The organism is Enterococcus sp. DIV1682a, from assembly GCF_051711005.1.
Lineage (GTDB): Bacteria > Bacillota > Bacilli > Lactobacillales > Enterococcaceae > Enterococcus_B > Enterococcus_B hirae.
The window spans coordinates 1,808,195-1,819,342 of record NZ_JBIOLT010000001.1 but is presented as its reverse complement, the minus strand read 5'-3'; the positions used below and the strand labels follow the sequence as shown (position 1 = coordinate 1,819,342).

Sequence of the window (11,148 nt, the reverse complement as noted above, 5' to 3'; positions counted from 1 at the left end):
AAGGTTTCTTTGTTTCCTTTACAAATAAATCAGGCTTAGACAAAAAATAAAACATACTAAGATAAGGGCAGCCTCATCTTAGTATGTTTTTTTATTCTCTTAAAGCAGGCGTCACAGCAGTTTTACAAAAAGTAAACCGTTTCTTTTGGTAATCTAATAAACCAGAATCTTTTAACTGTTTGATTACTTGTCCAGCAGTCTCTCTCGTTGTCCCACTATTAACCGCTAATTCTTTTAGTGTGATAGGGTATGGAATTTCGACATGGCCATCTGTGGTTGGTATGCCAAGCTCTTCTTTTAAAATGAATAAGTTTTGTTTCACTCGATCAAAAGCGCTAGAAGTTAAACCGATCTGTATCCGCAGTTCGTGCATCGCTACTACTTTTGAGATTTTATGGATCATATAGAGTAATTGTTTTGGATTGTTTTTCGCAATTTTTTCATAACAAGATACTGGGAAAGAGAAAGTTTCGATGTCTGTCATTGCTTGAGCAGTGTATGAATAAATTCCTTCTTCAAAAATACCAGACATTGGGAAAAGGTTATTTGGATTGACATAATCATAATAATAATAAGTAGCACTTTCATCATATCGTTCTAGACGAACCAATCCTGATGTTAAAATGTAGAGACGTTGTCGTTCATCTCCTTCATCAAATAAAATTTGTCCTTTTTTATAAGAACGAAGGATCGTATGCTCTTTAATGAGCTCAAATTCCTCGTCAGTAAAGTTTTCAAAATCAGGTTGATAGCGTAACTTTGAAAAATGATAATCAATTCTATTTATACGCATAAAACTCCCACTCCTTACTTTCAGCTACATACTATATTGTGACTGGTTTTGGCTTAAATGTAAAGTTTTAACCTAGAAGAAAAATCATGGTTAAAAAAGCAATTTTATTCTTTGTGATCAGTCTTTTTTGTTATTATGAATAATTTATACAGATAGATTGCATAATTCTTTTTAATGATTGGTATTTTTGTATAAAAAACACAATTATTACATAAAGCAAGCGCTATCAACCTTGTGAAATATCGAAAAAGAAAATATTCAAAAATAATTTTTTAATGAATAAATATTTTTTTGAGAGAGTTTTCAGTATAAAAAAAGTGATAAAAGTTAATAAAAAATGTAAAAACGTGTATTTATTTAATTGTCTTCTAATAATGTGAAATTGCTCTCGTTTTAGATGAGAAGAAATTATGAAAGTGGTTACAAAAAGGCGGTATTCTATGTATGTAATCAAAACGAAGGAGGCAACACAACATGGATAAACCTATTCACGTTTTCTCTGAGATAGGGAAGTTAAAGACAGTTTTATTGAAACGACCTGGACAAGAAGTGGAAAATTTAACACCAGATATTATGGACCGTCTGTTGTTTGATGATATTCCATATCTGCCAATCGCACAAGAAGAGCATGACTATTTTGCAAAGACATTGCAAGATGAAGGCGTCGAAACTTTATATCTAGAAAAATTAGCTGCAGAAGCAATTGATGCCGGCAATGTCAAAGAACAATTTTTAAATAAAATGTTAGACGAATCCCACATTGCATCTTCTGCTGTAAGAGATGGTCTTCATGAGTTCCTTCTATCAATGGAAACCCAAGAAATGGTAGATAAAATTATGGCGGGTGTCCGCACGAAAGATATTTCAGTTCGTTCAAACAGTCTGTATGATCTTTCTTCAGATGACGACTATCCATTCTATATGGACCCAATGCCAAACCTTTACTTTACACGTGATCCTTCCGCATCAATGGGAAATGGGATGACTGTTAACATGATGACATTTGAAGCACGTCGTCGTGAATCAATGTTTACTGAATACATCTTGAAACATCACCCACGTTTTGCGAACAAAGGGGTTGAAGTATGGTTAGATCGTGAAAACCCTGATCACATCGAAGGTGGAGATGAATTAATCCTAAGTGACAAAGTCGTCGCTGTAGGTATCTCACAACGAACAAGCGCTAAAGCAATCGAAAAATTAGCACGTAATTTATTTGCTAAACATGCAGGCTTTGAAAAAGTCCTAGCAATCAAGATTCCTAACAATCGAGCAATGATGCATTTAGATACTGTGTTTACCATGGTTGATCATGATAAATTCACGATCCATCCAGCAATCCAAAGTAAAGAAGGAAAAATGGATGTCTTTACGATCGAACAAGCAGGCGATGACATCAAGATCGCTCATTCTGATGACTTACAAGCGTCATTAAAAGCTGCGTTAGGTTTAGATGATTTAGTCTTGATCCCAACTGGTAATGGTGATGCGATCGTTGCTCCTCGTGAACAATGGAATGATGGTTCTAATACTCTGGCAATCGCACCAGGTGTTGTCGTAACGTACAACCGTAACTATGTATCCAATGAATTATTACGTAGCTATGGCATCAAAGTATTGGAAATCAATTCAAGTGAGTTGTCACGCGGTCGTGGTGGTCCACGCTGCATGAGCCAACCATTAGTACGTGAAGATTTAAAATAATATGAATGCTAGTGGCAGTCTAACTGTCAGCTGCCACTAGATTTCCTCTTTAAAACAAAAACAAACAACCTAAAGGAGAATTTTAGTTATGAAAGAGTCAGTATTTCAAGGAAGAAGTTTATTAGCAGAAAAAGATTTTACAAAAGAAGAATTACAATATCTAATCGATTTTTCTGAGCACTTAAAAGATTTGAAAAAACGTGGCATTCCACATCACTACTTAGAAGGTAAAAACATTGCACTTTTATTTGAAAAAACGTCTACTCGTACACGTGCAGCTTTTACAACTGCAGCAATCGATTTAGGTGCGCATCCTGAATATCTAGGTGCCAATGATATCCAATTAGGTAAAAAAGAATCAACAGAAGATACAGCTAAAGTATTAGGTCGAATGTTTGACGGAATTGAGTTCCGCGGCTTTAGCCAAAAAATGGTGGAAGAACTAGCAGAATTTTCTGGTGTTCCAGTATGGAATGGTTTAACAGACGAATGGCATCCAACACAAATGATCGCAGATTTCTTAACAATCCAAGAAAACTTTGGAACAGTTGAAGGAATCACAGTGGCATATTGTGGTGACGGACGTAACAACATGGCGAACTCTTTACTTGTGACTGGGGCTATTTTAGGTGCAAACATGCGTATCGTAGCACCAAAAGAATTACAACCAGAAGAAGAAATCGTCAAAATGGCAGAAGAATTTGCTGCTAAATCTGGTGCACAATTAATGATCACTGATGACGTGGACAAAGGTGTTGACGGTGCTGACGTACTTTATTCAGATGTTTGGGTATCAATGGGTGAAGAAGATAAATTTGAAGAACGAATCAAATTGTTGAAACCTTACCAAATCAACATGGAAATGATCGAAAAAACGCACAATACTGACCGTTTGATTTTCTTACATTGCTTACCAGCGTTCCATGATACAAACACAATCTATGGTGAACAAATGAAAGAACGCTTCGGCATTACTGAGATGGAAGTTACTGATGAAGTCTTCCGCAGTAAATATGCACGTCAATTCGACCAAGCAGAAAACCGCATGCACTCAATCAAAGCGATCATGGCAGCAACACTTGGTAACTTGTTTATTCCTCGTGTGTAACGGTTAATCACATTCATCTCAAGAACAAAACGAGTCAGCTTTAATGGACCTCATCATGGGCTGGCTTGTTTTGTCATTGAGAAAATTCAGAACTCTCTGGAGAAAGGAAGACAAATATGGCAAATCGTAAAGTAGTTGTCGCATTAGGTGGTAATGCGATTTTATCAACAGATGCAAGTGCAAAAGCACAACAAGAGGCATTGATGGAAACAGCAAAATACTTAGTAAAATTCATTGAACAAGGGGATGAGTTGATCATTTCTCACGGGAATGGACCACAAGTAGGGAATTTGCTGATCCAACAACAAGCAGCTGACTCAGAAAAGACACCAGCGATGCCTTTAGATACTTGTGTTGCAATGACAGAAGGATCAATTGGGTATTGGTTACAAAATGCAATGGGTGAAGTATTGAAAGAAAAAGGCATCGATAAAGATGTGGTTTCACTTGTTACGCAAGTCATCGTTGATGAAAACGATCCATCATTTAAAAACCCAAGCAAACCAGTAGGACCATTCTATACCGAAGAAGAAGCCAATGAACAAATGAAAGCTGATTCAACAGTAACCTTTAAAGAAGATGCTGGTCGTGGCTGGCGTAAAGTAGTGGCTTCTCCTAAACCAATTTCAATTAAAGAAGCACGAGTGATTGAAACGCTAGTAGAACAAGGCGTGATTACAGTCTCTGTTGGTGGTGGCGGAATTCCTGTTGTGGAAACGGCAACTGGCTTAGAAGGTAGAGAAGCGGTTATCGATAAAGATTTTGCTTCTGAAAAATTAGCGGAAATCATCGATGCAGATCTATTGATCGTTTTAACTGGAGTAGATAATGTTTATGTAAATTATCAAAAACCAGATCAAAAGAAACTAGAAACTGTTTCAGTTTCAGAAATGAAGCAATACATTGATGAAAATCAATTTGCACCAGGAAGTATGCTGCCAAAAGTCGAAGCGGCAATTGCCTTTGTTGAGGCAAAACCAAAAGCTAAAGCGATTATTACTTCTTTAGAAAATATCGAGAACCTTCTCGCATCTGAAGAAGGAACGATCATCGTAGCGGATAACTAAGAATTCTTTTTCTTAGGAAATGAACTATGTTAAAAAGTGTCCAGTTGGTATTTCTTCTCCTTTAGACCTTCTGGACATTTTTTATAAGAAATCCCTAGCCAGCAGTTTTTTTTTCTGCTATAATTCAATTAATATAATAATTTCATAGTTTGTTGAACAAGAGAGTAATTGTATTTACTTGATCAAAGCGAGTTTGGGTGTGGTGAAAGCCAAACGAGAGGATACAATGAAGCGCACTTGGAGAACTCTGTCTAAGACAGACGGCTATCAACCGATATCAGATGAAGCTGGTCCTAGCAAATAGGACAACTGGAGTGGTACCGCGGGATATCTCGTCTCTAGTGATCGTAGTTATCTATGATCACTAGAGATTTTTTTGTTTTCAGCAAACAAAAGTATTTATAGGAGGAATGTAAATGAATAACAAAGATATTGTATCAAAAGCGATCTATGACGTTGTCAAAGACGATCTTACAATGGAACAAGTAGAAAAACTATTAGAAAATCCAAAATCTGCAGACCATGGGGATGTAGCCTTTCCTGCCTTTTCATTAGCGAAAATCTATCGAAAAGCCCCTCAACAAATTGCAGCTGACCTAGCAGAAAAAATCGATTCAACAAACTTTGAAAAAATCGAAGTGGTTGGTCCTTACTTAAACTTCTTTATGAATAAAGCGATGATCAGTAAAGAAGTTTTGGCTTCTGTCGTGAAAGAAAAAGAACATTATGGCGACAGCTCCATCGGAAATAACGGAAACGTACCAATCGATATGTCTTCTCCTAATATTGCAAAGCCGATTTCAATGGGGCATTTGCGTTCTACAGTTATCGGGAACTCCATCGGATTTATCATGGAAAAATTAGGCTACAACCCGATTCGTATCAATCATTTAGGAGATTGGGGCACACAGTTTGGGAAACTGATTGTGGCTTATAAAAAATGGGGTTCAGAAGAAGCAGTACGTTCTGAACCAATCAATGAATTGTTGCGTCTGTATGTTCAATTCCATGAAGTGGCTGAAACAGAACCAGAATTGAATGATGAAGCACGTTCATGGTTTAAACGTTTGGAAGAAGGCGACAAAGAAGCCATTGAATTATGGCAATGGTTCCGCGACGAATCTATGAAAGAGTTCAATAAAATCTACGATCTATTAGAAGTTCGTTTTGATTCTTTAAATGGTGAAGCTTTCTATAACGATAAAATGGATGAAATCGTAGAACTTTTAGAAGAAAAACATTTATTGCAAGCAGATAAAGGTGCTGAAATCGTTGACTTATCAGCTTATGATTTGAACCCAGCGTTGATCAAGAAATCAGATGGTGCAACACTTTATATCACTCGTGATTTAGCAGCAGCTCTTTACCGCAAACGCACCTATGATTTTAAACAATCATTGTATGTTGTCGGAAACGAACAAAGTTATCACTTCAAACAATTGAAAGCTGTTCTTAAAGAATTAGGCTTTGATTGGTCAGATGATATGCATCACATCCCATTCGGATTGATTACTCAAGGTGGTAAAAAACTATCAACACGTAAAGGGAAAATTGTTTTACTTGAAGAAGTGCTAAATGAAGCCATTGACTCTGCTAAAGAACAGATCAGTGAGAAAAATCCTGATTTAGAAAATAAAGATGTGGTAGCTAAACAAGTCGGTGTTGGCGCAGTTATCTTCCATGATTTAAAAAACGATCGCCTAAATACATTTGACTTTAATTTAGAAGAAGTTGTCCGTTTCGAAGGTGAAACAGGACCTTATGTACAATATACACATGCTCGTGCTGTCAGCTTGTTAGCAAAAGCCGACTTTACGCCATCGACAGATCAAGAATACGCCTTGAATGATGAAAACAGCTGGGAAGTTGTAAAATTGATTCAAAAATACCCAGAAACTGTTTTACAAGCAGGTGAAAAATACGAACCTTCTATTATTGCGAAACATGCAATCAAGTTAGCTCAAGCATTTAATAAATATTATGCACATACTAAAATTTTAGTTGAAGATGACCAAAAAGAAGCGCGTTTAGCATTAGTTTATGCTGTAACAGTCTTGTTAAAAGAAGATTTACGTTTGCTTGGCTTACACGCACCAGATAAAATGTAAGAAAAGTAACGTACACAAATAAACCGTCCCTTACGAAAGGCTTACTTATAATAGTAGCTTTCGTGAGGGGCGGTTTATTTTATATAGAAGTGATTGGGACAGATATCATCCATTCATTGATTCATGCTGCGTTGATTAAATTTAGTTGGCTTAAAAAAGTGTTGTTTCTTTGGGAGCATGTAAGAAGGCTTCCACCAATTTTGCTTCTTCTTCATCTTTGGAAATGATAATGGTTGTATCGAACCCGGCAATCGTACTGACGATATGAGGTGGTTTGATATCGTCTAAAACGGCAGCGAAAAGATGTGCGTTGTCTGGTAAGGTATGGACGACCGTCAGAAAATGGACCCGTTCCACTTTTAACACGATGTCTTCGATCATTTGGACTAACCGTTTTTCATCATCTGTTTTTGCTTCGAGTCCTTTTTTTCCTTGAAAAAGAACAAAATGGGAAACGCCATTTTCATCTGGTACTTTTACGATTTTTAAGTCACGAATATCTCTGGAAATCGTAGCTTGTGTCGCTGTCACACCATAATCCTCCAGTTTGGCCAAGAGTTCTTCTTGTGTACGGATCGTAAATTCCCCGATCACTTGTTTAATAAGTAAATGTCGCTCAGATTTACGCATATTCTTTCTCCTTTACGAAAGATTTCACATGTATCATATCAAAAAAAAATCGAGTTGCCCAATATTATTCTGATTTATGAGATAACTCTAGGAATTATGATCATTTGTTAATGAGAGAGTAAAGCATAAAAGATGAGAATAAATGCAGAGGCAACTAGAGATTTCTCTTGATATTTACTAGCAAGTCAGGTAAAATATTGAATGTTGAGCAAGAATGTCTCTTTAGCTATTGCTATACAGGTAGGTTACTTGTATAATGTTTAAAGATGCTTTTTGCATCAACAAATCCACATTCCTGTTGGATCGTTGATAGGTGCTTGAAAAAGTTTGTCAGCGAGGTGAAAGACAGGGAGAGGAAAAATAAAAACCAAATCGGAGGAAACAAAAATGGCAGTAATTTCAATGAAACAATTACTAGAAGCCGGCGTACATTTTGGTCACCAAACTCGTCGCTGGAACCCAAAAATGAAGAAATATATCTTCACAGAAAGAAACGGAATCTACATCATCGACTTACAAAAAACTGTTAAGTTAGTAGATGCAGCTTATGACTACATGAAGAGCGTTGCAGAAGAAGGCGGCGTAGCTTTATTCGTAGGTACGAAAAAACAAGCACAAGAAGCAATCAAAGATGAAGCAACACGTGCTGGACAATACTTTGTAAACCATCGTTGGTTAGGTGGAACATTGACTAACTGGGATACAATCCAAAAACGTATCAGCCGTTTGAAACAAATCAATGCAATGGAAGAAGATGGAACTTTTGAAGTTCTACCTAAAAAAGAAGTTGCTGGTTTGAACAAACAACGTGAACGTCTTGAAAAATTCTTGGGTGGTATCGCTGATATGCCAAGAATTCCAGATGTAATGTACATCGTTGACCCACGTAAAGAGCGCATTGCTGTTCAAGAAGCGCATAAATTAAATATCCCAATCGTAGCTATGGTTGATACAAACTGCGACCCAGACGAAATCGACGTAGTTATCCCTTCAAATGACGATGCAATCCGTGCCGTTAAATTGATTACTTCAAAAATGGCTGATGCATTTATCGAAGGTAACCAAGGGGAAGACCAAGTAGTTGAAGAAGACTTTGTAGTAGAAAACAATGCTACTTCAATCGAAGAAATCGTTGACGTTGTAGAAGGCGACAACACTTCAGCAGAATAATTTTTAAATGATGGAGCTGTTTCAAAGGCTAGGCGACAAGCCTCACTCTCCTTTGAAACAGCTTTTTTTAAAAAGAAACTATAGGAGGATACAATAATGGCAGACGTAACAGCTAAAATGGTAAAAGAACTACGCGAAATGACAGGCGTAGGTATGATGGATGCGAAAAAAGCATTAGTTGAAGTAGAAGGCGATATGGAAAAAGCAGTAGATCTTTTACGTGAAAAAGGAATGGCTAAAGCAGCTAAGAAAAATGATCGTATTGCAGCTGAAGGATTAGCTTCAGTAGCAATCAAAGGAAATACTGCAGCAATCGTTGAAGTTAACTCAGAAACAGACTTTGTTTCTAAAAACGAAATGTTCCAAGATCTAGTGAAAGAAATCGCTGAACTTGTTGCAGAAAACAAACCTGCAGACATGGAAGCTGCAATGAAGATCAAAACAGAAAAAGGTACGATCGAATCTGACTTGATCGAAGCAACACAAGTAATCGGAGAAAAAATCAGCTTCCGTCGTTTTGAAGTAGTTGAAAAAGAAGATAACGCTGCTTTCGGTGGTTACTTACACATGGGCGGACGTATCGCTGTATTGACTGTTTTAGATGGAACAACTGATGAATCTGTAGCAAGAGACGTTGCTATGCACGTAGCTGCAATCAATCCTCGCTATGTAAACGAAACTCAAATTCCTGAAGCTGAATTAGAACATGAAAAAACTGTTCTTACAGAACAAGCTTTAAACGAAGGTAAGCCTGCTAATATCGTTGAAAAAATGGTAGAAGGACGCTTGAAGAAATTTAAAGCAGAAATCGCTTTGGTTGACCAACCATTCGTTAAAGATCCTGATATGACTGTTGAAAAATATGTTGCTTCTAAAGGTGCTACAGTGAAAACTTTTGTACGCTTTGAAGTTGGCGAAGGAATCGAAAAACGCGAAGACAACTTTGTTGAAGAAGTTATGAACCAAGTGAAAAAATAATTCTGAAAATTGAGTATATGTTATCTAATGTTGATTCATTTTGCGAGTCACTTTTTAAATGTTGGATCAACATTAGATAGTATGCTTATTTGGAATTAAAAAGGAGCAGCGACGTATGTCACAGCTCTTTTTTTTAGGCATAGGTACAAATAGTTAGACTTTTAGTGGCTAAATTACCTGAATATGGTAAAATAGCAATAGAAAATATTGGAGGAATGAACATGGTCACACCGAAATATCAGCGTGTTGTCTTAAAATTAAGTGGAGAAGCTTTAGCTGGGAATGAAGGCTTTGGAATCAAACCGCCTGTTATTAAAGAAATCATCCAAGAAATCAAAGAAGTACACGAATTAGGCGTTGAAATGGCAATCGTGGTAGGCGGCGGCAATATTTGGCGCGGACAAATCGGTGCTCAGATGGGAATGGAACGTGCTCAAGCTGATTACATGGGGATGCTGGCAACTGTAATGAATGCTTTAGCGTTGCAAGATACTTTGGAAAATGTTGGTGTGCCAACACGTGTCCAAACATCAATCGAAATGCGACAAATTGCTGAACCATATATTCGCAGAAAAGCAGAACGTCATTTAGAAAAAGGCCGAATCGTGATTTTTGCAGGTGGAACTGGGAATCCATACTTTTCAACAGACACTACTGCAGCATTACGCGCAGCTGAGATTGGCGCTGATGTTATTTTAATGGCTAAAAACAATGTTGATGGTGTTTATTCAGCTGATCCAAAATTAGATTCAAATGCTGTGAAATTTGAAGAATTGACTCATTTAGAAGTGATTGCAAAAGGGTTGCAAGTAATGGACTCTACCGCTAGCTCACTAAGCATGGACAATGACATCCCATTGCTTGTCTTTAATTTAAATGAACATGGAAATATCCGTCGTGCAATCTTAGGCGAAAATATCGGAACAACTGTAAGGGGGAAATAAAAAATGGCAGATGCAATTATGACAGAAGCAAAAGAAAAGATGCAAAAAGCAGCACAAAATTTACAACGTGAGCTTGGACAAATTCGTGCAGGACGTGCCAATGCAAGTTTACTTGATCGAATCACAGTTAATTATTATGGTGCACCAACACCTTTGAACCAAATGGCTTCAATCCAAATCCCGGAAGCACGTGTTTTAATGATCACTCCATTTGATAAGAGCATTTTACAAGATGTTGAAAAAGCAATTATGGCAAGTGATATTGGAATCAGTCCAACCAATGATGGGAATGTCATTCGTTTAATTATTCCTCAATTAACTGAAGAACGTCGTAAAGAATTAGCAAAAGATGTAAAAAAAGAAGCAGAAAATGCAAAAATCGCTGTTCGTAACATTCGTCGTGATGCAATTGATGAATACAAAAAACAACAAAAAAATGGCGATATCACAGAAGATGATCTACGTGGATTAGAAAAAGAAGTACAAAAACTAACCGATGAAAGCATCAAAGAAGTAGATAAAATTGCTAGTGACAAAGAACAAGAATTACTGGAAGTTTAATCATAAAGCTTGGTAGAATCAGTCTTTTATCAATGCCGTTTATGTATTTTTACACCTACTAAAAAGCCTTGGACGATTTCTTGTC

General features: G+C 37.0%; 10 protein-coding genes and 1 other annotated feature. Of the genes, 8 read left to right on the top strand and 2 right to left on the bottom strand.

Features of this window, described 5'->3' with window-relative positions; all coding sequences use genetic code 11:
• Positions 1 to 91 precede the first annotated feature (91 nt).
• Positions 92 to 793: a Crp/Fnr family transcriptional regulator gene (locus IGJ23_RS08155; protein ID WP_010718864.1), complete on the bottom strand. Its 702-nt coding sequence runs from the start codon at positions 791 to 793 to the stop codon at positions 92 to 94.
• 474 nt (positions 794 to 1,267) lie between these two features.
• On the opposite strand from IGJ23_RS08155, the gene arcA reads away from it, so the two are divergent.
• The 4 genes from arcA to argS all read left to right on the top strand — a co-directional run bounded on the left by arcA (position 1,268) and on the right by argS (position 6,780).
• A complete protein-coding gene (arcA, locus tag IGJ23_RS08150; RefSeq protein ID WP_010718865.1) occupies positions 1,268 to 2,497 on the top strand; it encodes an arginine deiminase in 1,230 nt (409 codons plus the stop codon).
• An 88-nt stretch (positions 2,498 to 2,585) separates the two neighbouring features.
• A complete protein-coding gene (argF, locus tag IGJ23_RS08145; RefSeq protein WP_010718866.1) occupies positions 2,586 to 3,605 on the top strand; it encodes an ornithine carbamoyltransferase in 1,020 nt (339 codons plus the stop codon).
• A gap of 116 nt (positions 3,606 to 3,721) precedes the next feature.
• The gene (arcC, locus tag IGJ23_RS08140) at positions 3,722 to 4,672 is read left to right on the top strand and encodes a carbamate kinase (protein ID WP_010718867.1); all 951 of its coding nucleotides are present in this window, start codon (positions 3,722 to 3,724) and stop codon (positions 4,670 to 4,672) included.
• A gap of 143 nt (positions 4,673 to 4,815) precedes the next feature.
• Positions 4,816 to 5,015, top strand: a binding site (T-box leader).
• Between the two features lie 73 nt (positions 5,016 to 5,088).
• Positions 5,089 to 6,780: an arginine--tRNA ligase gene (gene argS, locus IGJ23_RS08135; protein ID WP_034698338.1), complete on the top strand. Its 1,692-nt coding sequence runs from the start codon at positions 5,089 to 5,091 to the stop codon at positions 6,778 to 6,780.
• Between the two features lie 150 nt (positions 6,781 to 6,930).
• Here the strand turns inward: argS and IGJ23_RS08130 are convergent, their stop codons facing one another.
• Entirely contained in the window at positions 6,931 to 7,410 is a 480-nt protein-coding gene (locus IGJ23_RS08130) for an arginine repressor (protein WP_010718869.1), read from the bottom strand.
• A 387-nt stretch (positions 7,411 to 7,797) separates the two neighbouring features.
• Here IGJ23_RS08130 and rpsB point away from each other — a divergent pair, with 387 nt between their 5' ends.
• The 4 genes from rpsB (at position 7,798) to frr (ending at position 11,063) form a co-directional block, all read left to right on the top strand.
• Positions 7,798 to 8,580 carry a 30S ribosomal protein S2 gene (rpsB, locus tag IGJ23_RS08125; protein ID WP_010718870.1) on the top strand — a complete coding sequence of 261 codons (783 nt, stop codon included), beginning with the start codon at positions 7,798 to 7,800 and terminating at the stop codon, positions 8,578 to 8,580.
• Positions 8,581 to 8,676: 96 nt separating this feature from the next.
• Complete coding sequence (tsf, locus tag IGJ23_RS08120; RefSeq protein ID WP_010718871.1) at positions 8,677 to 9,558, top strand: translation elongation factor Ts; 882 nt, start codon at positions 8,677 to 8,679, stop codon at positions 9,556 to 9,558.
• 221 nt (positions 9,559 to 9,779) lie between these two features.
• Entirely contained in the window at positions 9,780 to 10,502 is a 723-nt protein-coding gene (gene pyrH, locus IGJ23_RS08115; protein WP_010718872.1) for a UMP kinase, read from the top strand.
• A gap of 3 nt (positions 10,503 to 10,505) precedes the next feature.
• The gene (gene frr, locus IGJ23_RS08110; protein WP_010718873.1) at positions 10,506 to 11,063 is read left to right on the top strand and encodes a ribosome recycling factor; all 558 of its coding nucleotides are present in this window, start codon (positions 10,506 to 10,508) and stop codon (positions 11,061 to 11,063) included.
• The last annotated feature ends 85 nt before the right edge of the window (positions 11,064 to 11,148 follow it).

Excerpts from the sequence above, each read along its gene's own strand:
- IGJ23_RS08155 (WP_010718864.1), bottom strand. The coding sequence starts at position 793 with ATGCGTATAAATAGAATTGATTATCATTTTTCAAAGTTACGCTATCAA.
- arcA (WP_010718865.1), top strand. The coding sequence starts at position 1,268 with ATGGATAAACCTATTCACGTTTTCTCTGAGATAGGGAAGTTAAAGACA.
- argF (WP_010718866.1), top strand. The coding sequence starts at position 2,586 with ATGAAAGAGTCAGTATTTCAAGGAAGAAGTTTATTAGCAGAAAAAGAT.
- arcC (WP_010718867.1), top strand. The coding sequence starts at position 3,722 with ATGGCAAATCGTAAAGTAGTTGTCGCATTAGGTGGTAATGCGATTTTA.
- argS (WP_034698338.1), top strand. The coding sequence starts at position 5,089 with ATGAATAACAAAGATATTGTATCAAAAGCGATCTATGACGTTGTCAAA.
- IGJ23_RS08130 (WP_010718869.1), bottom strand. The coding sequence starts at position 7,410 with ATGCGTAAATCTGAGCGACATTTACTTATTAAACAAGTGATCGGGGAA.
- rpsB (WP_010718870.1), top strand. The coding sequence starts at position 7,798 with ATGGCAGTAATTTCAATGAAACAATTACTAGAAGCCGGCGTACATTTT.
- tsf (WP_010718871.1), top strand. The coding sequence starts at position 8,677 with ATGGCAGACGTAACAGCTAAAATGGTAAAAGAACTACGCGAAATGACA.
- pyrH (WP_010718872.1), top strand. The coding sequence starts at position 9,780 with ATGGTCACACCGAAATATCAGCGTGTTGTCTTAAAATTAAGTGGAGAA.
- frr (WP_010718873.1), top strand. The coding sequence starts at position 10,506 with ATGGCAGATGCAATTATGACAGAAGCAAAAGAAAAGATGCAAAAAGCA.